This is a genomic window from Streptomyces sp. NPDC090994 (genome assembly GCF_044768905.1).
Classification (GTDB): domain Bacteria; phylum Actinomycetota; class Actinomycetes; order Streptomycetales; family Streptomycetaceae; genus Streptomyces.
The window spans coordinates 34134-55990 of sequence record NZ_JBIVWS010000016.1; the positions used below are offsets into that span (position 1 = coordinate 34134).

At 72.5% G+C, this 21857-nt stretch carries 17 protein-coding genes; 13 read left to right on the forward strand and 4 right to left on the reverse strand.

Annotated features, from left to right (window positions below; all coding sequences use genetic code 11):
• Positions 1–72: 72 nt before the first annotated feature.
• The 3 genes from ACIQR3_RS27340 to ACIQR3_RS27350 all read left to right on the forward strand — a co-directional run bounded on the left by ACIQR3_RS27340 (position 73) and on the right by ACIQR3_RS27350 (position 2824).
• Positions 73–1506 (forward strand): aldehyde dehydrogenase family protein, encoded by a 1434-nt coding sequence (locus ACIQR3_RS27340; RefSeq protein WP_403543294.1) that lies wholly within the window; start codon positions 73–75, stop codon positions 1504–1506.
• 86 nt (positions 1507–1592) lie between these two features.
• Positions 1593–2474 carry a helix-turn-helix transcriptional regulator gene (locus tag ACIQR3_RS27345; protein WP_403543295.1) on the forward strand — a complete coding sequence of 294 codons (882 nt, stop codon included), beginning with the start codon at positions 1593–1595 and terminating at the stop codon, positions 2472–2474.
• Positions 2471–2824, forward strand: a complete 354-nt coding sequence (locus tag ACIQR3_RS27350) for an antibiotic biosynthesis monooxygenase family protein (protein ID WP_403543296.1) — start codon at positions 2471–2473, stop codon at positions 2822–2824. The genes ACIQR3_RS27345 and ACIQR3_RS27350 overlap by 4 nt, the downstream gene beginning before the upstream one ends.
• A 60-nt stretch (positions 2825–2884) precedes the next feature.
• Here the strand turns inward: ACIQR3_RS27350 and ACIQR3_RS27355 are convergent, their stop codons facing one another.
• The gene (locus ACIQR3_RS27355; protein ID WP_403543297.1) at positions 2885–4612 is read right to left on the reverse strand and encodes an FAD-binding protein; all 1728 of its coding nucleotides are present in this window, start codon (positions 4610–4612) and stop codon (positions 2885–2887) included.
• A gap of 376 nt (positions 4613–4988) precedes the next feature.
• Here ACIQR3_RS27355 and ACIQR3_RS27360 point away from each other — a divergent pair, with 376 nt between their 5' ends.
• The 4 genes from ACIQR3_RS27360 to ACIQR3_RS27375 all read left to right on the forward strand — a co-directional run bounded on the left by ACIQR3_RS27360 (position 4989) and on the right by ACIQR3_RS27375 (position 10692).
• Positions 4989–7802 carry an AAA family ATPase gene (locus ACIQR3_RS27360; protein WP_403543298.1) on the forward strand — a complete coding sequence of 938 codons (2814 nt, stop codon included), beginning with the start codon at positions 4989–4991 and terminating at the stop codon, positions 7800–7802.
• A gap of 402 nt (positions 7803–8204) precedes the next feature.
• Entirely contained in the window at positions 8205–8942 is a 738-nt protein-coding gene (locus ACIQR3_RS27365; RefSeq protein WP_403543299.1) for a sigma factor, read from the forward strand.
• A gap of 131 nt (positions 8943–9073) precedes the next feature.
• Positions 9074–9898, forward strand: coding sequence for an SDR family NAD(P)-dependent oxidoreductase (locus ACIQR3_RS27370; protein ID WP_403543300.1), 825 nt, complete (start codon positions 9074–9076; stop codon positions 9896–9898).
• Positions 9899–9963: 65 nt separating this feature from the next.
• Complete coding sequence (locus ACIQR3_RS27375; RefSeq protein WP_403543301.1) at positions 9964–10692, forward strand: SDR family oxidoreductase; 729 nt, start codon at positions 9964–9966, stop codon at positions 10690–10692.
• A 56-nt stretch (positions 10693–10748) separates the two neighbouring features.
• Here the strand turns inward: ACIQR3_RS27375 and ACIQR3_RS27380 are convergent, their stop codons facing one another.
• Entirely contained in the window at positions 10749–11585 is an 837-nt protein-coding gene (locus tag ACIQR3_RS27380) for a GNAT family N-acetyltransferase (protein ID WP_403543302.1), read from the reverse strand.
• Between the two features lie 135 nt (positions 11586–11720).
• On the opposite strand from ACIQR3_RS27380, the gene ACIQR3_RS27385 reads away from it, so the two are divergent.
• The 3 genes from ACIQR3_RS27385 (at position 11721) to ACIQR3_RS27395 (ending at position 13637) form a co-directional block, all read left to right on the forward strand.
• Positions 11721–12485 (forward strand): SDR family oxidoreductase, encoded by a 765-nt coding sequence (locus tag ACIQR3_RS27385; protein WP_403543303.1) that lies wholly within the window; start codon positions 11721–11723, stop codon positions 12483–12485.
• Between the two features lie 60 nt (positions 12486–12545).
• Positions 12546–13370 (forward strand): hypothetical protein, encoded by an 825-nt coding sequence (locus ACIQR3_RS27390; RefSeq protein ID WP_403543304.1) that lies wholly within the window; start codon positions 12546–12548, stop codon positions 13368–13370.
• Positions 13371–13511: 141 nt separating this feature from the next.
• Entirely contained in the window at positions 13512–13637 is a 126-nt protein-coding gene (locus ACIQR3_RS27395; protein ID WP_403543410.1) for a hypothetical protein, read from the forward strand.
• 48 nt (positions 13638–13685) lie between these two features.
• Here the strand turns inward: ACIQR3_RS27395 and ilvC are convergent, their stop codons facing one another.
• Positions 13686–14684, reverse strand: a complete 999-nt coding sequence (gene ilvC, locus ACIQR3_RS27400; RefSeq protein WP_403543305.1) for a ketol-acid reductoisomerase — start codon at positions 14682–14684, stop codon at positions 13686–13688.
• Positions 14685–14878: 194 nt separating this feature from the next.
• Here ilvC and ACIQR3_RS27405 point away from each other — a divergent pair, with 194 nt between their 5' ends.
• A complete protein-coding gene (locus ACIQR3_RS27405) occupies positions 14879–16003 on the forward strand; it encodes a ferritin-like protein (RefSeq protein WP_403543306.1) in 1125 nt (374 codons plus the stop codon).
• Here the strand turns inward: ACIQR3_RS27405 and ACIQR3_RS27410 are convergent.
• Positions 15990–17168, reverse strand: a complete 1179-nt coding sequence (locus tag ACIQR3_RS27410; RefSeq protein ID WP_403543307.1) for a low temperature requirement protein A — start codon at positions 17166–17168, stop codon at positions 15990–15992. The two genes, ACIQR3_RS27405 and ACIQR3_RS27410, sit on opposite strands and share 14 nt — an antisense overlap.
• A 1031-nt stretch (positions 17169–18199) precedes the next feature.
• On the opposite strand from ACIQR3_RS27410, the gene ACIQR3_RS27415 reads away from it, so the two are divergent.
• Entirely contained in the window at positions 18200–19663 is a 1464-nt protein-coding gene (locus tag ACIQR3_RS27415) for a DUF4041 domain-containing protein (protein WP_403543308.1), read from the forward strand.
• A 57-nt stretch (positions 19664–19720) separates the two neighbouring features.
• Entirely contained in the window at positions 19721–21811 is a 2091-nt protein-coding gene (locus ACIQR3_RS27420) for a TerD family protein (protein ID WP_403543309.1), read from the forward strand.
• Positions 21812–21857: the final 46 nt, after the last annotated feature.

A 21857-nucleotide genomic window follows, 5' to 3' on the forward strand; every position in this document is an offset into this window, starting at 1 on the left:
CGGGCCGGTGACGGCGATCACGGACACCACAGGGCATGGCTGCCGCACCGCCCCGGGTGTTCCCTGGGCGGCATGAACGAAGAACACACCGTTTCCTTCCCCGCCCCCACCCACTGGATCGACGGCCGTGCCGTCGAGGGCGCCGGGCGGCTCATCGAGGTGGTGAACCCCGCCGACGAGTCGGTGGTCGCCACGGTGCGCGAGGCCACGGCCGCCGACGTGGACCTGGCGGTGCGGGCCGCGCGCACCGCGTTCCCCGAGTGGGCGGCGACCACCCCGGAGCACCGGGCCTCGGTCATGCGGCGCCTGGCGGAGGCACTGGAGCGGCACCGCGAGGAACTGGCGGCCGTCATCACCCTGGAGATGGGCGCCCCGATCGGCTTCTCCCGGCAGGCGCAGGTGGGTTTCCCGATCGCCTCCGTCCTGGCCGCGGTCGCCACCGCCGAGCAGTTCGAGTGGACCGAGCAGGTCGGCAACTCCCTCGTCGTGCGCGAGCCGATCGGCGTGGTCGCGGCGATCACCCCGTGGAACTTCCCGCTCCAGCAACTGGTCACCAAGGTGGTTCCCGCGCTGCTGGCGGGCAACACGGTCGTCCACAAGCCCTCGGAGCTGTCCCCGCTCAGCGCCCGGCTGTTCGCCGCGATCGCCGGCGAGGCGGGGCTGCCCGACGGGGTGTTCAACATGGTGCAGGGCACCGGTCCGGTCGTCGGCGAGGCCCTGTCCCGGCACCCCGAGGTCGACATGGTCTCCTTCACCGGCTCCACCCGGGCCGGCCGCAGCGTCTCCGTCGCCGCCGCCGGCACCGTCAAGCGGGTCGCGCTCGAACTGGGCGGCAAGGCCGCCCACATCGTCCTGCCCGAGGCCGACCTCGACCTCGCCGTCACCCGGGGCCTGGCCCTCGCCTGGGCCAACGCCGGCCAGGCGTGCGGCGCGTACACCCGGCTGCTCGTGCCCGGGCAGCTCCAGCCGGCCGTGGTCGACAAGCTGCGGGCGGCGGCCGAGGAGTACGTCGTCGGCGACCCGGCGAGCCAGGACACACGGATCGGCCCGCTCGCCTCGGAGGCCCAGCGCCGGCGCGTGGACGGCTACATCCGGCGCGGCATCGCCGACGGCGCCACGCTGGTGACCGGCGGCCCCGGCCGCCCGGCGGACCGGACGGCCGGCGCCTATGTCCGGCCCACCGTCTTCGCCGACGTCGACCCGGCGTCGGCCATCGCCCAGGAGGAGATCTTCGGCCCCGTCCTCGTCGTCATCCCCTACACCGACGACGACCACGCTGTGGAGATCGCCAACGGCACGATCTACGGGCTCAACGGCGCGGTCACCGGCGACGAGGAGCACGCCATGGCCATCGCCCGGCGGCTGCGCGTCGGCCAGGTCGACGTCAACGGCGGACCGCACAACTTCCAGGCCCCGTTCGGCGGGTACAAGCAGTCCGGCAACGGCCGGGAGATGGGCCGGGCCGGTCTGGAGGAGTTCCTGGAGACCAAGGCGATCACCCGCTGACCGGACCCGGCATAGTGTGTCAGGGAATGCCACACCCCGATCCCACTGTTTGACACGGTGACAGTGTCATGTGGGAGAGGACAGCCATGAGTGACCGAGCAGCGCTGGCGGCCTTCCTGCGGGCCCGCCGGGAAGCGCTCCAGCCGGAGGACGTCGGACTTCCCCGCGGGCGGCGCCGGCGCACCGGAGGGCTGCGCCGCGAGGAGGTCGCCGCGCTCTGCGCCATGTCGGCGGACTACTACGCCCGGCTCGAACAGCCACGCGGCCCCCACCCCTCGGAGCAGATGCTCGCCGTACTCGCCCGGGGCCTGCGCCTGTCCCTGGAGGAACGCGACCTGCTCTTCCGGCTCGCCGGTCACGCCTCCCCGCGCCGGGTGCGGCGCGGGGACCACATCAACCCCGGGATGATGCGGATCCTGGACCGGCTCCAGGACACACCCGCCCAGGTGGTCAACCAGGTCGGCGAGACCCTGAGGCAGACCCACCCGGCGGTGGCGCTGCTGGGCGACGGGACGGCGTACACCGGACTCGCCCGCAGCGCCCACTACCGCTGGTTCACCGATCCCGCCGCCCGCCTCCCGCACCCCGAGAGCGACCACGCCGAGCACAGCCGCCTGCTCGTGGCGGACCTGCACGGCGCCCGCACCCGGGACGGCGACGACTCCCGCGCCGCCGAACTGGTGGACGCGCTGAACCGGCGCAGCGCGGAGTTCGCCCGCATCTGGCGGGAGCGGCCCGTGCTGGGCCCCCAGTGCGGCGTCAAACGCTTCCGGCACCCGGCCGTCGGCACCCTGGAACTGCACTGCCAGACCCTGGTCGACCCCGACCAGTCCCAGCGGCTGGTGGTCTACACCGCCACCCCCGGCACCGAGAGCCACACCGCTCTGCGGCTGCTGTCGCTGCTGCCCGCCCGCGACGACCGGACCGCCTGTCACACCGAGGGAGCCGGCCCGGTCATCGACGTATGAGCCAATCCCTTACCTCCAAGACCGGCGTCGACGGCCCGGTCACCGTGATCAAGAGCTACACCGTGCCGGCGGCGGAAGCCGACCGCTTCGTCGAGGCGTACCGGGAGAACGCCGGCCTGATGGCGGCCCAGCCCGGCTTCGTCCGCTCCCGCCTGCACCGGCCGCTGGCCGACGCACCCGAGGTGCGGTTCCTGCACATCGCCGACTGGAGTTCGGGCACCGCGCTCGACCGCGCCACCGCCGACCCCGCCTGGCTCGCCTCGCTGCGCCGCCTGTTCGACGACTCCGGACTGCACATCACCTCCGAACCCGCCGTCTACCAGGAGGTCAACCGGTTCGGCCGGTCCTGACCCGGTCCGCCCCGCCGGCCACCCTGTCCGCCCCGCCGGCCACCCGGTCCGCCCCGCCGGCTACCCGGGCCGCCCCGCGTCCGCCGCGACGTCCCGCATCAACTCGGCAATGTCGGTGGGGATCGGCGGCACGGGTTCCCGGCGCACCCCGGTCGCCGGCGACCACACCAGGTTGACCGTCAGGTCCGGATCCGCCTCGGGGTGGTCGGAACGGTGGTGACTGCCCCGCGTCTCCCGCCGCTCCCGCGCGCACTCCAGCGTCGCGCGGGCGGCGAGGACGGCGGACCTCAAGTCGTAGGCGTAGGCCAGCTCCTGGAACCCGCCGATGTCGATGTGCACCCCGGCGAACTCCGCGCGGTCGGTGATCTCACCGATCTCGCCGAGTCCGGCGGTGAGCCCGGCCTCGTCGCGCGCGGCACCGGCCCGCTCGGTCATCACCCGGCGCACCGACCGCAGCAGCGCGCGGACGTTCTGGTCGCCGTCGGAGGACAGCAGCCGCTGCACGTCCGCCGCCGCGGCCCGCACCGCCGCCGGCGACCGCCGCCGGACGGTCAGCCCGGCCGAGTACTCCGCCGCCGCCCGGCCGGTGATCCGGCCGTACACGAGGAGTTCGATCAGCGCGTTCTGCTCCAGCCCGTCCGCGCCGTGCAGACCGCTGGCCGCCTCCCCGATCACGAACAGCCCGCCGACCTCGGTGCTGTGGTCCTCGGGCCGCACCCAGACCCCGCCCATCGAGTACTGGGCGGTCGGCGCGACCTCGACCGGATCACGGGTGATGTCCAGCGTCTGCACGTCCAGCAAGGTCTGGTGCACCCGCGGCAGCCGGGTCAGCACGGTCTCCCGCGGCAGGTGGGACAGGTCCAGCCAGACCCCGCCGGACCGGGTGCCCCGGCCCGCCTCGATCTCCGCGTGCACGGCCCGGGTGACCCGGTCCCGGCTGCCCCGTTCCATGTGCTCGGCGTCGTAGCGGGCCATGAACCGTTCACCGAGGCTGTTGAGCAGCACCCCGCCCTCGCCGCGGGCCGCCTCGCTGACCAGCAGGCCGGCCGCCGGCTCCGGCCCGATCAGCCCCAGCGGATGGAACCGCACCAGCTCGGGGTCGCGCAGCCGGGCGCCGGCCTCGACGGCGAGCCGGAACGCGTCACCGCCGCTCTCGTCGCGGCGCGCGGCGGTACGCCGCCAGATACGGGTGTGCCCGCCGGTCGCGAGGATCACCGCGTCGGCGTGCACCAGGTAACGGGAGCCGTCGGCGAGGTCGAACCCGTAGGCGCCGAAGACCGATCCGTCGTCCACCAGCAGCCGGGTGACGTAGACGCCGGTCAGCACCGGAATGCTCAGTTCCGCCGCTCGGGCGCGCAGCGCCCGCCGTACCTCGGCGCCGGTGAACTCCTCTTCGGACGCCCCCTGCTGGTCCCCGGGCCGCCAGGGCGGCCGGTGCCGGCCGGGCAGGCCCCGGCCCCGGTGGTCCGGCCGCGTGCCGTAGCGCCGCACGTCCTGCAGGCCGCGCGCCGCGTAGCGGGCCACGACCTGCGCGGTGCGGGGGTCGGCCAGCAGATGGCCCTCGCGCAGGGTGTCGGCCGCGTGCCGCTCCCACGCCTCGCCGGTGCCGGCCGTCTCCCACGGGGCGCCCCCGGAGACGGTGGCCGCGGGCGCGCCCTGGTCCGCGCGCTTGGCTACCGCGATGACCGCGACACCGGCCTCCGCGACCTCGATGGCCGCCCGGAGGCCGGACCCACCGGCTCCCACCACGAGGACGGACGTGGCGAGCTGGTGTCCGAGAGAAGACATGGGGGACCTCCTGGAAGAGCGAAGGACAGACGGCGAAGACGAACGGACGGAGGACGGGGGACGGGGGACGGGGGACGGGGGGAGAGAGAAACGGACGGTGGAGGTGACGGAGGTACGGCGGAGGCAGGGGGAGGTACGGCGGAGGAGGGGAGGAAACGACGGAGGAGGAGAGGCAACGACGGACGAGCTGGATCACCGGCAGTGGAGGACCGGACAGCGGGCCGGTTTGTGACAGCCGAAGAGGAATTCCCCGAGTGGAGTCCGTCACAGGCATCGGACACACCGTGTGTGGGCCGTTCCGGGTATCGTTACAAGGCTCGTTCCGACACTGTTGTGGGACTCTCCCTCCCTGACTTTCCCCGAGGAGCCGCGTCGCATGATCGCCAGCCCGCTTCCCGACCTGGTCGGCCGGCGACGCGAATGCGCCGCACTGGACGACCTGCTGGTCGGGCTGCGCGAAGGCGGGGCCCGGGTGCTGGTGATCCGCGGCGAGGCCGGCATCGGCAAGTCGGTGCTCCTCGAGTACGTGGCCGCGCGGGCGTCCCGGATGAAGGTGACCTGGGCGCACGGCATCGAGGCGGACATGGAGCTGCCCTACGCCAGCCTGCACCAGCTGTGCACGCCGTTCCTGGACGAACTGGACACACTGCCCGAACCCCAGCGCGAGGCCCTGCGGGTGGCCTTCGGCATGGCCGCCGGGGACCCGCCCGACCGCTTCCTGGTCGGTCTCGCCGTCCTCACCCTGCTCACCCGCGCCTCGGAGACCCGGCCGGTCCTGGTGCTGGTCGACGACGCCCAGTGGCTGGACCAGGTGTCCTTGCAGACCCTGGAGTTCGTGGCCCGCCGGCTGCTCGCCGAGGCCGTCGTCATGGCGTTCGCGGTCCGCGACCCCGAGGGCCAGTCCGCGCTGAGCGGCCTGCCCACGCTGCGGCTGGACGGCCTGGACGCCGCCGCGGCCGGCGAACTGCTGGAGGCCACCGTGGGCGGCCGGCTGGAGAAGCGGGTCCGGGACCGGTTCGTCGCCGAGATGCACGGCAACCCGCTCGCCCTGCTGGAGTTCTCCCGCGGCCGCAGCGCCGCCGAACTGGCCTACGGGCTGGACGCGTCGGGGCAGCCCGGCGTGCAGGGCCCGGTGGCCAGCCGGGTGGAACGGGACTTCGCCGGCCGGCTCGCCGCGCTGCCGGCGGCGACCAGGACACTGCTGCTGATCGCCGCCGCGGAACCGGTGGGCGACGCCCGGCTGCTGGTCCGCGCGGCCGCCGCGCTGGAGATCGTCCCCTACGCCGCACCGGCCAAGGCGGCCGGACTGATCGAGTTCGGCGAGTCCGTCCGGTTCCGGCACCCGCTGGTCCGGTCCGCCGTCTACCACGGAGCCGAACCCGAGGAACGCCGGGCCGTGCACCGCGCGCTGGCCGAGGCCACCGACCCGGTCCTCGACCCCGACCGGCGGGCCTGGCACGCCGCCCAGGCCGCCGCCGGACCGGACGAGGAGGTGGCCGCCGGCCTGGAACGGGCCGCCGACCGGGCCAGGCAGCGCGGCGGCATCGCGGCCGAGGCGGTGCTGCTGGAACGCGCCGCCGAGATCACGCCGGACCCCGGGCATCGCGGCCGCCGCGCCCTCGCGGCCGCCGAGGCGCACTTCTCGGCCGCCGCGCCCGACCGGGCCACGGAACTCGCCACGGTCGCCGAGCTGTGCCCGCTGAGCACGCTGGACCGCGCCCGGCTGGCCCGGCTGCGGGCCAGGATCCTGTTCGCCCGCAGCCGCAGCGACGAGGCGGCCCCGCTGCTCCTGGAGGCCGCCGCCCAGTTCACCGCCGCCGGGTCACCGCTGGCCCGGGAGACGTATCTGGAGGCGATCAGCGCCACCATCTTCGCGGGCCGGGTGCACGGCCCGACCGGGGCCCGCGCCGCCGCGATCGCGGCCCGCAAGTCCGGGGCGCCGCCCTCGGGTTCGGAGGCCGCCGACCTCCTCCTCGACGGGGTCGCCGCGCTCCTCACCGACGGATACGAGACCGGCGTCCCGGCCCTGCGCGGCGCACTGGACCTGCTCGCGCACGAGGAACTCGGCACCCGGGAGGCGACCATGCGCTGGCTGCTGCTGGTGCCGGTCGCGCTGGAGGCGTTCATCCACTACGCCTGGGACCTGCACGCCTGGGACACCTTGTCCAGCCGGGCGGTGCGGCTGGCCCGTGACATCGGCGCCCTCGGCGCGCTCCCGCCGGCCCTCATCTATGCCGGGGGAGTGCACATCCACTACGGGGACTTCGCCGAGGCCGCCCGGATGATCGACGAGGCCGACGCGCTGGCCGCGGCCACCGGCCACGCCCCGCACCAGTACGCGACGCTGGTGCTGGCCGCGTGGCGGGGCGAGGCGGATGTCGCCGCCGGCATCATCGCGGAAGCCAGACAACGCGCCGAACAGCGAGGTGAGGTGTCCCTGCTGGGCGCCTCCGGCTACATCCAGGGCGTGCTCTTCAACGGCCTGGCCCGCTACGAGGAGGCCCTGGAGGCCGCTCGCGAGGGCGTCGAGCACGACGGCTTCAACTTCACCGGCCTGTCCCTGGTCGAGCACGTCGAGGCCGCCACGCGGTGCGGTGAACTCGACCAGGCCCGCGCCTCGTTGGCCCGGTTGCTCGAACTCACCCGGGCCGCCGACTCCGGCTGGGCGCACGGCGCCGCCGCCCGCAGCCGGGCACTGCTCACCGAGGGCGACGAGGCCGACCGGCTGTACCGGTCGGCGATCGAGGAGTTCGGCCGCGGCGGGGTGACCGTGGAGGTGGCCCGGACCCACCTGCTGTACGGCGAGTGGCTCCGCCGCGACGGGCGCCGGGCGCTGGCCCGGGAACACCTGCGCACGGCGCACGGGATGTTCGACGGCATGCGGGCGCACGCCTTCGCCGAACGCGCCCGCCGCGAACTGCTCGCCACCGGCGAGCACGTCCGGGCGCGGGAGAACAAGCCGTTGAGCGCCCTCACCCCGCAGGAGTCGCAGGTCGCCACGCTCGCCGCGGACGGCATGACCAACGCGAAGATCGGCGCGGAGCTGTTCATCAGCCCGCACACCGTGGAGTGGCACCTGCGCAAGGTGTACACCAAGCTCGGCATCAACTCCCGCCGCGCCCTGCCGGGCGCCCTGGCGAACACCCCGGCCGTCGCCCTCGACGACGAGGAAACGGCCCGCACCGCCTGAGCACGGCGGGGCCGGCCACGGTGGCCGTCGCCCCCAGGGTCCTGCCACGTACTCACCACGGGGCCCCGCCACGCACTCACTACGCACTCACTACGGGGTCCCCCCCCCCCCCCCACGTGCGCGTGCGCACCACGGGTCCCCCAGGGGCCCTACGGACACTCACCGATGGGGCCTCACCAGGCGCCCACCACGGCCCCACCACGGGCGCCTCCACCCCTTCCTACGGCCTTCCCCCGCACTCCGTACGGCCGTCCCCACGGCCTCCGCCGCCTCCCACGGGACCGCTCCCACGGGGTCCCACGGACTCGACCACGGGGAGCAAGGGCGCGGTGGGCCGGGCCACGGGGCGAGGGTGGAACCGTCGCCCCTCGACGGGCGCCCGTCCACCCCGAGGAGTTCCCGATGTCCGCGCCCAGCCCGGAGACGACCCAGCCGACCGCGCCCCAGGACACCCAGCCGGCCGAGGACGGCCTGGACCTCGCGCTCGACCTCTTCCTGGCCCAGCGGACACGGCTGTTCCGCATCGCCTACCGCATCGTCGGCGATGTCACGGGCGCCGAGGACGTGGTGCAGGACGCCTGGCTGCGCTGGCAGCTCACCCGGCGCGCGGAGATCGACAACCCGACCGCGTTCCTGGTCACGGTCACCACCCGGCTGGCGCTCAACGTCGTCCAGTCCGCCCGGCACCGCCACGAGATACCGGCCGAGCCACAGTTGGCCGACCTCGGCGACCGGACCGCCCAGGACCCCGTGCTGAGCGCCGAACGGGCCGCCGCGGTCGAGGGCGCCCTGGCCCTGCTGATGGCGCGGCTGACCCCGGACCGGCTCGCCGCCTACGTGCTGCGCAAGGGGTTCGGCTACGCCTACGCCGAGGTCGCGGCGCTGCTCAGGATCAGTACCACCAACGCACGGGTGGTGGTGCACCGGGCGCAGGCCCGCCTGGAGTGCGGGAGGGAGCGGCCGGTGCCCGCCGAGTCGCACCGCCGTCTGGTCGCCGCGTTCCGCACCGCGGCCGGCACCGGGGACATGGCAGACCTCGTGCGGCTGCTCATCCCCAGGGATGCTCAGGTGCACCGGCTGCCGTCGGCGTCCCGCCCGGCGCTCGGCGCGGGCGAGCGGAGCGTGCCGCGCGCCGCCTGAGCGGTACGCCCGGCGACCGGAACACACCGTGTCACCCGACAACGCCACACCCACTGCCAACGTTTGACGCGAACGTGGGAAATCACCATAGTGTGTTCCATGTGCAACGAACATCGAACGAGGAGCACGTGATGCCCGCAGACCCCCTCGGCCAGACCCCGTCCGGCCAGACCTCATCGGGCCGGACCTCGCGCCGGACCTCATCGGACCGGACCTTCGACGGCCAGGTCGTCGTCGTCACCGGCGCCGGGTCCGGGATCGGCCGGGCCACGGCCGTCGCCTTCGCCGAGGCCGGGGCGTGGGTGCTCGGAGTGGGCCGCCGGGAACAGCCGCTGAAGGAGACCGCCGCGGCCCACCCCCGCATCGAGATCCTGGCGGCCGACATCTGCGCCGACGGAGCCCCCGCCGAGGTGATCGGGACCGCCGTGCGGCGGTGGGGACGCCTGGACCACCTGGTCAACAACGCCGGGGCGACGGCGGTGATGCCGCTGGCGGAGACCGACCGGCAGACGGTCGTCGACCTGTTCGCGCTGAACGTCGTCGCACCGAGCCTCCTGGCCCACGCGGCCCTGCCGCACCTGCGCCGGACCTCCGGTTCGATCGTCAACCTGTCCAGCACCTACGGACACCGGCCCATGCCGGGCGGCGCGCACTACGCGGCCACCAAGGCGGCCGTGGAACAGCTGACGCGCAGCTGGGCGCTGGAACTCGCGGGTGACGGCGTCCGCGTCAACGCCGTCGCGCCCGGCCCCACCAGCACCGATGTCATGCTGCACGCCGGTCTCACCGCGGAGGCCGCCAACGACATGTACGCCTACGAGCGCGACCGCATCCCCACCCACCACATCGCGCACCCGGACGAGGTGGCGCACTGGGTCCTGCGGATGGCCGACCCGGCCGGCCGCCATGCGACCGGTCAGGTGATCACCGTCGACGGCGGACTGGATCTCGTCTGACCGGGCCGCCCCGGCGGTACCACTGAACCATCCGGACCCACACCACCCACACCGAAAGGCGTGTCATGAAGATCGCAGTGATCGGCGGAACGGGGCTGATCGGCTCGCGGGTCGTCCAGTTCCTGAAGGACGCCGGCCACGAGGCCGTACCGCACTCGCAGTCCACCGGGGTCGACGTCATCAGCGGCCAGGGACTCCAGCAGGCCGTCACCGGAGCCGACGTCGTGGTGAACCTCACCAACTCACCGACCTTCGACGAGGCGTCCCCGGCCTTCTTCCGGACCTCGATGGACAACCTCCTGGCCGTGTCCCACGAGGCCGGCGTCGGACACTTCGTCATCCTGTCGATCGTCGGCGTGGACCAGGTGCCGCAACTGGACTACTACCGGGCCAAGGTGCTTCAGGAGGACCTCCTCAAAGCCGGCCCGGTGCCCTACTCGATCGTCCGGGCCACGCAGTTCATGGAGTTCATCGAGGCCGTTCTGTCCTGGACCACCGACGGTGACACCGTCCGGCTGCCCGCCACCCCGATCCAGCCCATCGCCGCCGAGGACGTCTCCCGCGCGGTGGCGGAGGTCGCCGCGGGCGCCCCGCTGAACGGCATCCGCGACATCGCCGGCCCCGAGGTCTACGCCCTCGACGAACTGGGCCGGATCACCCTGTCCCACAAGGGCGACACACGCACCGTGGTCACCGACCCGACCGCCGGCATGTTCGCCGCCGTCGAGGGCGACGTCCTGACCGACAAGAACGCCCACCTGGCCGCCACCCGGTACACCGACTGGCTCTCCTGACCGGCGAGCCGCCGCGCGGGCGGCACCGCACCCCGTCCGCGCGGCGGCGCCCCGGCTCAGGACGGGAAGTCGAAGAGCCGGTACTCGGCCGCCGTCGCGAACCCGAACCGCCGGTACAACGGCTCTCCGGCCGGGCTGGCCACCAGCGCCGCGTGGCGCATCCCGCGCTCCCGACCCACCTGGAGCGCGGCCGCCGTCAACGCCGTCCCCACGCCCCGCCGGCGCTGCTCCTCGGCCACGTGCACCAGGAAGATCCCGGCGACGGTGTGCGCGGTGATCACCACGGTGGTGCCGATCACCCGGCCGTCCAGCGACGCGGCCAGCCGGACGATGTCCGCGTTGTCCGCGCGCCGCGCCTCGACACACACCATCCCGGCCTCCGCACCCGGCCCGATCCCCATCGACGTCCGGTACGTGCGGACCAGCTCCGCCAGCCCTTCCCCGTCCCGCACCGGCTCCACCCGCGGCCCGGCGTACGCGCCGCCCGGGCCCCCGCCGGGGCCGCCGCCGGGTCCGCCGCCGGGTCCGCCGCCCGGTCCGCCGTCCGGCCCGGCGTGGCGGCTGAGTGGCCGCACCATCACCGGCATGACCGCGAGTTCCCGGCCGCCGTGCCGCCGCAGCACACCGGCGGTGTCCTCGGGGCTGTCCGGCCCGACCCACCACCACCAGGGCACACCCGCCAGCTCCCGGCGGACGGCCGCCACGTCCAGCCCGGCCGCCGACCCGGACCGCACCCGCACCACACCGTTGAACTGCGGGGCGGCCAGCCCACTGCGGAACCGGTCGACACCATCGCCCGGACCGTCCTGCGGACCCCACCCCGTCAGGTACTGCCGGAAGTTGGCGAACACCGACGCCATCGCGTCCACCACGAACACTGCCTCTCTCACCATGTGACTAAGTGCAACACAGTGTGCGTCATGCTCGCACACGCCGTTTCCCGGCCCCCGTGAACGCCGCTGTCACACCTGGGCGACCCGGTCGGTCAGACCGTTTGGCGGTGACACGAGAGCTGGAGGGTTCCCGGTATGAAGGTCGTGGTGTTCGACGACGACGGACTCATGGGCGTCGAGACCGCGCTCTGGGTCCAGGACCACGGATACGAGGTGCGCCTCGTCCCCGCCCCCGGCGGCCCGCACTCACCCGCCCCCACCCCCACCTCCGACGAGATGGCCGAGACCCTGGACGGCTGCGCGGTGATGGTCCACCTGGCGCCCGCGCCCGCCCCGCGGCACACGCTGTCCTGGCTGCGCGCCACCGGGGAACTGCTCAGGGCCGGGGCCGCCGCCGGTGTCCGGCACCACGTCTGCCTCTCCGCCGTCGGCGCGGACCGGATCACCGGCGGTGTCTTCCCGGCCCTCAAGGCCCGCGAAGCCCTGCTTCAGCGGTCCGGGACGCCTTACTCCGTCCTGCGCGCCACCCAGACCTACGAGGCGGCCGAGGACATCGCGGACGCGGGCACCGAGGACTGGATCGTGTGGGTGCCGCCGGCCGAAGTACGCCCGGTCTCCCTGACGGACGTCGCCATCCTGCTCGCGCACACCGCGGTGTCCCGCCCCCTGCACGGCGTCCTGGAGATCGCCGGTCCCGAGCAGTTCGGGCTGGACGCGTTCGTACGCACCGCCCTCAGGGCGGAGACGGAGTACCGCCGGGTCCGCACGGACCCGCGCAGCCCCTTCTACGGCGCCCGGCTGCGCCTCCTGGACCTGCTGCCGGGCGCCGGCGCCCGCATCGCGCGGACCACCTACCGGGAATGGCTCACCGGCCGCCCCGCCCCCGACACCAGGCCCTGACCACGATCACGTACGCCACCACCACACCGACACCACGCACAGCACGGGAGCAAGCCGCTGATGACGACCCTGAACCTCACCCTGCTCGGCGCGCTCCGCGAGATCACGGCTGCCGAACTGCCCTCCGCCACCTCCCCGCACAGCGGCCGGCCCCTGCGCCGGTACGCCCTGCGGCTGCACGTGCCGGACGAACGGCACCAGGAACTCGACGCCGAACTCCGGGCGGCCGCCGCGGCCGACGGAGACCCGCTGCGCGGGACCGACGCGGCGTGGCGCGTCGCGGAGGGCTGGACCGCCGCCTCGCAGGGCCGCCGGCCCGAGATCTACGTCTACCGGATCGAGATTCAGGAGATCGAGGTCCTGCACCCCACGGCCCTGGAGATCGAGGGACTGCGCCTCGTCCCGGCCAAGTACCGGGAACGGGCGGACGAGGACGTCCTGACGGTGACGGCCGTCGCCGACGTCACCGGCGCGGACGACCAACGTCTGGAGCGGCTCCTCAGCACCCCCGGCGCCTGGTACGAGGTGACCCGCCGGGGCATCAGCGACACCCCCGTGCGCATGCGCTTCGGACGCTGTGTGTGGCAGCGGACGGGGGAGGGGACCCGGCGTCATCACCTGGAACTCGTGGCCGGCGAGGACCGGCCGTCGGCCGCGCCCCCGGAGACCGCCCTGGCCGGGCAGCCGCGCCTGGACCGGGCCGTGGAGCGGCTGATGGCGCACACCGACGCCCTGGCCCGGCTCCTGAAGGAACTGCACACCCAAGGCGTACTGAGCGACAGCGCCGTCCGGGCCGTCGAAGCCGCCGCCGCCCCGCGCCCGTTGACCCCCGGGGAGCGGCGCGAGCTGTCCCGTACCGAACGACTCGACGACTACTGGCGCTGAGCCCGTCGCGCACGCGCCCGGCCGAAAGGAACGATCCATGTCCGAGCACGCCACGGGACCGGTGCCGCAGCCGGTGACGGCCCCCTGACCGGCGCGGCCGTCTTCCTGGTCGGCACGATCGACGACGGCAGTGAGGCCACCGTGCGCGAACTGCTGCCGGACCTCGCCGCACTGGAACGGTCGGCGGTCTTCGCCGCGCTCTCCATCCCGTTCGTCCTGAAGTTCGTCAGGGAGACGAAGGGCAAGACACTGGAGGAGATGGGATGAGCGCCCTCCCCGGCAAGGAGAAGGGCGCCCGGTCCAGGTGACGACGGCTCACGCCTCCTCGTCCACCCAGCTCATCAGCTTGCGCAGCTCCTTGCCGGTGGTCTCCAGCAGCAGCTCGGAGTCCTGCTGCTGGTACTCGTGGTACTTCTTCAGACCGCCGTGGTACTCGTCCATCCAGTTCTTGGCGAACGTGCCGTCCTGGATCTCGGCGAGGACCTTCTTCATCTCGGTCTTGGTGGCGTCGGTGATGATCCGCGGGCCGGTGACGTAGTCGCCCCACTCGGCGGTCTCGGAGATCGACCAGCGCATCTTCTCCAGGCCGCCCTCGTACATGAGGTCCACGATCAGCTTCAGCTCGTGCAGGCACTCGAAATAGGCGATCTCCGGCTGGTAGCCGGCCTCGGTCAGGGTCTCGAAACCCGCCTTGACCAGCGCGGAGACACCACCGGCCAGAACGGCCTGCTCACCGAAGAGGTCGGTCTCCGTCTCCTCGGTGAACGTGGTCCTGATGACGCCGGCCCGGGTACCGCCGATGCCCTTGGCGTAGGACAGCGCCAGCGCCAGGGCGCCGCCGGTGGCGTCCTGCTCCACGGCCACCAGACAGGGCACACCGCGCCCCTCCTCGTACTGACGGCGCACCAGGTGGCCCGGGCCCTTGGGGGCGACCATGCAGACGTCCACGCCGGCCGGTGGTTTGATGAAGCCGTAGCGGATGTTCAGGCCGTGCCCGAAGAACAGTGCGTCGCCGTCCTTCAGGTTGTCCTTGATGTGCTTCTCGTAGATCTCGCCCTGCAACGGGTCCGGAATCAGGATCATGATGACGTCGGCCTCGGCGGCGGCCTCGGCCACCGAGACCACCCGCAGGCCCTGCTCCTCGGCCTTCGCCTTGGACGCGGACCCTTCGTGCAGACCGACGCGCACGTCGACACCGGAGTCGCGCAGCGACAGCGCGTGGGCATGGCCCTGGCTGCCGTAACCGATGACCGCGACCTTGCGGCCCTGGATGACGGACAGATCGGCGTCGGCGTCGTAGAACAACTCAGCCATGAGGAACACCTTCCACGGAAAACACGGAGAACATCTGGAGACGGGTCGAGCGGAGTAACACTATCTCACCGCGCACAGTGTTGAGTGGGTGCACACAAACACACCGAACACTGTGAGCGGGGTGTCACAGCTCTCCGCTGCCGCCTGTCAGAGAAGTAACCCCGTGCCGACAACACCACCGAAGTGAGCCCCCCATGCCCGAGAACCAGTCCGACACCCCCGACACCCCCGACACCCCCGACACCCCCGGCACCGCCGCGGCGACCGGCATCGCGACGCTGGAGGACCTGCGCAGGCACTTGCAGTGGGCCATCGAACTGGAACACTCCACACTGCCGCCGTACCTTACGGCCCTGTACTCCCTCGACGCCGAACGCAACGCGGACGCCGCGCAGTTGATCGGCGGTGTGTTCGTCGAGGAGATGATCCACCTCGCGCTGGCCGCCAACCTGCTCAACGCGGTCGGCGGCCGGCCCGTGCTCGACGCGCCGCACCTGCTGCCGGCCCACCCGCGGACCATGCCGCACGCCGACCCGTCCATCGAGCTGTCCCTGCTGCCGTTCGGCGAGGCGGCGCTCGCGATGTTCCTGCGCCTGGAACAGCCGGCCCGCCCCGGCGACCCCGCCGAGGGCGACCGCTACGAGACGATCGGGCAGTTCTACGACGCGATCGAGGAAGGGCTGCGGCGCCTGTGCGACGAGTTGGGGGAGGCCGCGGTGTTCACCGGCGACCCGGCCCGGCAGGTGGCCGGCGGCCCGTTCGTGCACACCGCGGGCCACCTCGCCCCGGTCACCGACCTCCGCTCGGCCCTCGCCGCGCTGGAGGAGATCGTCGAACAGGGCGAGGGCGCGGCCCGCGCCGACGTCTGGGACGGCGACCAGGACCTGTTCCACCCGGGAACCAAGGCGGTCTCCCACTACTACCGTTTCCAGGAACTCGCGCTGGGGCGGCGCTACCAGCCCGGCGACACCCCCGCGACCGGCCCGACCGGCGAGAAGGTGACCGTGGACCCGGCCGGCACCCGCCCGGTACGCCCCGACCAGCTTGGCGGACCACCCCGAGGGCAGCGCGATCCGTACCGCGCAAGAAGCGTTCAACCAGACGTACTGCAAGACGCTTCAGATGCTGGAGCAGGCGTTCAACGGCAACCCGGCGATGCTGGGCATGTCGGTCGGCACGATGTACGCGCTCAAGGCGCAGGCACAGGCCCTGATGGCCCTCCAGGACGACGACGGCCTGGCAGCCGGGCCGACCTTCGAGTATGTCGCGCCCGAGGACCGGGCCTAGTGTCCCGGCGCGCGGCGCTCAGATGTCCCTGAGCGCTGCGCGCCGCGCCACCAGCAGGGACGTGACGATCAGCAGGGACGTGATGACCCCGGTGCACAGCACGGCGAAGGGTGTGAACGTCGTGGCGAGGACTGCGAGGGCCGCGACGGGAGGAAGGATGTCGGACGCGGCGGACAGAGGCGTTCCCTTCCGGTGCAGCAGCCACACGCAGGTGATGAAGAGCGCGACGGGCACCGTGTACGTGGCCGCGGCCTGGTGGTCGGTGAGGGCACGGGAGCCGGTGGCGTGGGCGGCGTTGACGGCGAGCGCCGTCCCGACCGCGGCCGCGGCGGCGAACACGAAGTAGTGCCCGTAGCCCCACAGCATCGCCGTGCGCTGGGTCCGCAGGCGGCGCGGCGCGTCCTGGGCGAAGTACAGCCACCACAGCGCGAAAACGGTCGTCATCCCGCCCACCGCGACGGCCAGGACCGAGCCGGACGCCCGGTGGCTGTGCAGGGCGGTGGTGACGGCGACAGCGGTGGCCATGACGGACTCGCCGAGCACGATCAAGGTGAACAGCCCGTACCGCTCGGCTATGTGATGGGGGTGCCACGTGGTGCCCTCGGCCCGTTCGGCCCAGACCGGTACCGCGAGTTCCCCGGCCGCGAGGACGGCGAACGAGGCGACCCCGCCGTCATGGGAGAGGACCAGCCGCAGCAGCCAGCCCAGTTGCAGGACCAGAATGCCCAGGGCGTACCGCAGCGCGGACCGCCGGCGCTCCTGGTCCGTGCAGGCGGCCCGCAGCCACTGGCTGACCATGGCCAGCCGCATCACGACATAACCCCACGTGATGACCGTGAAGTCACCGTGCTCCAGCGCCTCGGCGGCGCCCGAGGCCATCAGCAGGGCCCCGCCGATCTGCACCAGGGTGAGCAGACGGTAGGGGGCGTCGTCGGTGTCGTAGGCGGAGGCGAACCAGGTGAAGTTCATCCAGGCCCACCAGATCGCGAAGAAGACGAGCGCGTAACCGAGCAGACCGTGTCCCAGGCGGCCCGCCGTGACCTCGTGCTCGAACGCCGCCGAAGCCTGGGCTACGGCGACGACGAAGCAGAGGTCGAAGAACAACTCCAGAGCACTGGCGGTGCGATGCTCCTCACCGGCATGGCGGGCGTGCATCGGCCGGTACCAGGCGCTGGATGCGTACGGTGACTGACTCATGGCGTCCTGATCTCAAGGTCGGGCCGGCGCCACGGGACGGCACCCGCACGCCGGACAGTCACCGTCTACGACCGGACCGGACCTGGGTCTGTGACAGCACTCGTCGGAACAGGCGACCGCAGCAGCCGGGGCGGCCAGCGCCACCGGGGTCGGCGTCAGTGGTCCGGCTTCGAGCGTGGTCTCGACGTCGTCGGCTCCCGCGCGGCCGGCCAGGCGAAGCGCGTCGTTCGAGCACGGCTTCGACCCGTTCGCGCCGGGCTGCGAGGTCGACGTGCTGAGATCCCGGATGTGAGGCTGCGCAGGCCCGACTGCTTCGGCTGCGTTCTGTGGCATCGCGCAGGCCACCCCTGGGGCGATCGCTCGCCCTTGCGCTCCACGCAGTACGGTGCGCAGTCGCCGTCAGCAGGTCATCTCCGAGCCGCAGCCCGGCTCCTGGGGCGGAAACTCCCAGCGGTTCCCGGTGTGCAGCACGAAGCAGCACGAAGCAGCACGAACAGGATTCGCAGAGCACCTTGCGAACATCCCTACGTCATGACCTGGACGCCGCGGCCTACGCGGGACGACCGGCAGCAGCGGCTCGATCCGCGCCCTCGAGTCGTCGTCGGTGTCCAGCGGCCTGGCAGCGGTCTTCCTCGTCTCGGCTGGCCGGCCCCCTCGGCCGGCGTCCCGGGCTGTGCCTTCGCCTGAGGTCGCGTCGCCCGGTCGACGGGTGGGTTACGGCGCTCTCCTATATGCCTCTCACGCGGGAGCACGCTGGGCTTCCCGTAGAGATGACCCGATGGTGTGAAAGCGGCCGGTCCGTACAACCACCCCGACCGTAGGGAAGTCGTACTCCTCACACGTAGCACTGGCCTCGGGGAGCCCACCATGACAGGGCGTTTCCCGAGTGCCGCGGCACCTGGGGGCAGACCTGTATGACGTACCGCTTCAACCCTCCGCCAGGCTGGCCGACTCCCGCACCGGGGTGGGTCCCGCCGCCCGGCTGGCAGCCTGACCCGTCCTGGCCCGTGCCTCCGGGGTGGCAGTTGTGGGTGCCGGAGCAGGCGTCGGCGCCGCCCGCCGCACCGGTGCCGCACAGCGGGGCCACGGGTACCGCTCCCGCCGGCCTGTTCGGGCGGCGGCGCAAGCAGGCCGAGGCGGAGGCCGAGCGGTTGGCGGGGGAGCTCGCGCACAGTCAGGAGCAGGCGCGGGTGCTGCGGGCGCAGGTGGACCAGCTGACGGCACAGCTGAGCAGGGTGATCGGTGCCGACAGCGCGGCGATCGCCGTGGAGCAGGAGCGGTTGCGGCAGGCCCACGTCGAGAAGCTGGCGGAGCTGCAGCGGATCGACGGGCTGCTGGACGCGAAGGTGGAGCACGCGGCGGAGCGGGCCGCGCAGTCGTTGGCCGACGTGCGCGGGCAGGCGCAGGTGCTGGCCCAGCAGGCGGAGCAGGCCCGGCGCCAGGTGGCCGCGGCGCAAGCGGACCTGGTGGTCATCGACGAGGTGCGGATGCTGCAGGAGGCCGGTGTCTACGAGTACCGGCACCCGTTGGCCGACGCGGTGGCGTACGCCGGTCAGCTGGAGCGGTTGAAAGCCCGGTACAAGCAGTTGGTCCGTGACAACGGTGCCGTGCTGGCAGCGCAGGACTGGACCGTGAACGGTTCCCTCGCGCAGGGCCGCAAGATGGTGCGGGACTTCTCCAAGCTGATGCTCCGGGCGTACAACGCCGAGGCCGACAACGCGGTGCGCGGCATGAAACCGCACCGGCTGTCCTCGCTGATCGACCGCCTGGGCAAGACCCGCGAGACGATCGCCCGACTCGGCGCCACGATGCACATCCGCATCAGTGACGAGTACCACCGGCTGCGCGTCCAGGAACTGGAACTCACCGCGGACCATCTGGCACGCAAGGAGGCCGAGAAGGAGGAACAGCGGGAGCTGCGGGCCCGCCAGCGCGAGGAGGAGCGGCTGCAACGGGAGATCGAACGGGAGCGGCAACGGTTGGAGAAGGAGCGCGGACACTACGAGAGCGCGTTGCGGCGGCTGCGAGCCGGCACCGGTGATCCGGCCGGAATCGCCGAGTTGGAGGGCAGGTTGCGGCAGCTCGATGACGACCTGCGGGCGGTGGACGCCCGGGAAGCCAACATCCGCGCCGGCTATGTGTACGTCATCTCCAACATCGGGGCCTTCGGCGAGCGCATGGTCAAGATCGGGCTGACCCGGCGGCTGGACCCCATGGACCGGGTCGACGAACTGGGCGACGCGTCGGTGCCGTTCCGCTTCGACGTCCACGCGTTGATCTTCAGCGAGGACGCCGTGGGCCTGGAGAGGCGTTTGCACCAGGAGTTCGAGGACCGCCGCGTCAATCGCGTCAACACACGGCGTGAGTTCTTCTACATCACTCCCGTTGAAGTGCGTGCCGCGCTTCAACGCCTCGCCGGTCAACACCTCCTGGAGTTCACCGACACCGCGGAGGCACCCGAATGGCGCGCCAGCAGGAGCATGTCGCTCTCCTGACGCGCGAGGTCGGCCGGCGAATCCTGACATCACCGCGTAGCACATGTGGGGGAATCCATGCATGAAATGGTCAAGGGTGCCAACGTCGCGTTGGCTTCCCTGAGTGAGAACACCGGTTCCGTGCTGGTGAGTCTCGAGTGGGCCAGTCAGTCCGGTGAGGGCGACGCGGACGTGTCCGTGCTGTTGCTCGGGGAGAGCGGACGCGTCCGTACCGATGGCGACTTCTACTTCTACAACAACCCGGTGGCCGCCGACGGGAGCGTCGAACTGCTGGGGAAGAAGCCGACGGGGGAGGGCAGCGAGGACCGTATCGTCTTCGACCTGACCGCCGTCCAGCCCGGCGTCGAACGCATCGTGGTCGCCGCGAGCCGGTACGGGGAAGCCCGCTTCGACGAACTCGACGGGCTGCAGGTCAAACTGGCCGACGCGGCGGGAGAAGACCTGCTCCGCTTCGCCATCGACGACCCCGGCTCGGTGAGCGCCTTCATCTTCGGTGAGCTCTACCGGCGCCAGGAGGACTGGAAGTTCCGGGCGGTCGGCCAGGGCTACGACACGGGACTGGCCGCCCTCGCCACGGACTTCGGCGTGGACATCGACGACGACGCTCCCGCACAGGGAAGCGGCGAGGGCCTCGGTGACGGCGACGACGCTCAGCTCGCGGCCGCCTCCGGAACACCGACCGCCGACGCGTTCGCCGAGCGTGAGCCGGACCGGTCGGCCGGAACACCGGCGCCGGCCGACGAGGCGCCCGGCCAGGCCGTGCTGGGAGCGATCCCCGCGCAGCGGGACTCCGGCGGACCGCCGGCACCGGCGGCCCGGGCGCGTCGGCCCCGTACCGCCAAGAAGAAGGTCACGTTGCCCAGGAAGGGCAAGAAGACCCTGGCGGAGAGCGACTCCTGGAACGAGGCACGGCTGTTTCCCGTGTCCGCGGTCAAGAGCGACCGTGACCGGGAGATGCGTGCCACGTCCGTTCTGCTGTCGGTGATGTCCCAGGTTCCCGAGTTCGGCCGCCGTCTCACCGCCGCCTTCGGCGCGCCGGCCGGTCGCATGGAGACCTTCACCGAAGTCGCGCTCCCGCACGGCGACTCCCCTCGACGGCCCGACGGTGTCGTCCGGGTCGAGCGGGCCGGCAAGCTCTGGACAGCGCTGGTCGAGACGAAAACCAACGGCAACCCTCTGAAGTCCGAGCAGGTTCAGGCGTACATGGACATCGCCGCCCGGCGCGGTTACGAGGCCGTCATCACCTTGTCCAACGACGTGGTTCTCGAAGGCAGCCCTCTCGTCGACGTCAAGATCGACAAGCGGCGCAAGCACAAAGTCGCCCTGTGGCACCTGTCCTGGGCGGAGGTCGCCCATCAGGCCCAGATGCTCATCCGGCACGAAGGTGTCGGCAACAGTGCCCACGCCTGGCTGCTGCAGGAGCTGTTGCACTACCTCCAGCATGACAACTCCGGCTGTCACGGCTTCCAGAACATGGGCGCCGCCTGGGTCCCGGTCCGTAACGGCATCGACGACGAGACCCTGTGCCGGGGTGACGCCCGTGCTCTGGAAGTGGTCGAGAGCTGGGAACGGCTCGTCCGGCAGGTCTGTCTGGGCCTCGGCGGTGAACTGGGCCAGAAGGTCCTCCCCGTGCGACGTGCCAAGCGAGGAACCGATCCCGGCCGGCGCCGTGCGCTCATGGCCGACCAGCTCTGCCTGGAGGGCCGCCTCCAGGCAGAGCTGCGTATCGACGGCACCCCCGGTGTCCTGACCCTCGGCGCCGATCTGCGCACCGGCAAGCTGCGCACCTCCCTCGAGATCCCGGCACCGGCCGAGGGCTACCCCCTGACCTGGGTCAAGCGACTCATCCGGAAGCTGGCCGACGCCCCGGCCGACCTGCACATCGAGACGCTGACCGACACGGAGACGGGGGGCCCGCGAGGGACGCTGGAGCGTTTGCGCCCCGAGCCCGGGGATCTGATCCCCAAGGGCGGCGCGCAGATCACCGGCTTCCGGCTTTCCCTGCTCAAGAGCATGGGCAGCAGCCGGGGCAACGCCGAGACCGGCTTCATTCGCAGCGTTGACGACGCCGTCCACCGCTTCTGTTCGACCGTGGTCATCCACCTGGACCGCCCCGTGAGCCGCAAGGGCGAGCCGGCCGCGGCCTGACCGGTCGCTCGGCGCGCCGCCGGCCCACGGCGGACGTGCCGGTGCT

Coding starts and splice junctions, on each gene's coding strand:
- ACIQR3_RS27340 (WP_403543294.1), top strand. CDS start 73: ATGAACGAAGAACACACCGTTTCCTTCCCCGCCCCCACCCACTGGATC.
- ACIQR3_RS27345 (WP_403543295.1), top strand. CDS start 1,593: ATGAGTGACCGAGCAGCGCTGGCGGCCTTCCTGCGGGCCCGCCGGGAA.
- ACIQR3_RS27350 (WP_403543296.1), top strand. CDS start 2,471: ATGAGCCAATCCCTTACCTCCAAGACCGGCGTCGACGGCCCGGTCACC.
- ACIQR3_RS27355 (WP_403543297.1), bottom strand. CDS start 4,612: ATGTCTTCTCTCGGACACCAGCTCGCCACGTCCGTCCTCGTGGTGGGA.
- ACIQR3_RS27360 (WP_403543298.1), top strand. CDS start 4,989: ATGATCGCCAGCCCGCTTCCCGACCTGGTCGGCCGGCGACGCGAATGC.
- ACIQR3_RS27365 (WP_403543299.1), top strand. CDS start 8,205: ATGTCCGCGCCCAGCCCGGAGACGACCCAGCCGACCGCGCCCCAGGAC.
- ACIQR3_RS27370 (WP_403543300.1), top strand. CDS start 9,074: ATGCCCGCAGACCCCCTCGGCCAGACCCCGTCCGGCCAGACCTCATCG.
- ACIQR3_RS27375 (WP_403543301.1), top strand. CDS start 9,964: ATGAAGATCGCAGTGATCGGCGGAACGGGGCTGATCGGCTCGCGGGTC.
- ACIQR3_RS27380 (WP_403543302.1), bottom strand. CDS start 11,585: ATGGTGAGAGAGGCAGTGTTCGTGGTGGACGCGATGGCGTCGGTGTTC.
- ACIQR3_RS27385 (WP_403543303.1), top strand. CDS start 11,721: ATGAAGGTCGTGGTGTTCGACGACGACGGACTCATGGGCGTCGAGACC.
- ACIQR3_RS27390 (WP_403543304.1), top strand. CDS start 12,546: ATGACGACCCTGAACCTCACCCTGCTCGGCGCGCTCCGCGAGATCACG.
- ilvC (WP_403543305.1), bottom strand. CDS start 14,684: ATGGCTGAGTTGTTCTACGACGCCGACGCCGATCTGTCCGTCATCCAG.
- ACIQR3_RS27405 (WP_403543306.1), top strand. CDS start 14,879: ATGCCCGAGAACCAGTCCGACACCCCCGACACCCCCGACACCCCCGAC.
- ACIQR3_RS27410 (WP_403543307.1), bottom strand. CDS start 17,168: ATGAGTCAGTCACCGTACGCATCCAGCGCCTGGTACCGGCCGATGCAC.
- ACIQR3_RS27420 (WP_403543309.1), top strand. CDS start 19,721: ATGCATGAAATGGTCAAGGGTGCCAACGTCGCGTTGGCTTCCCTGAGT.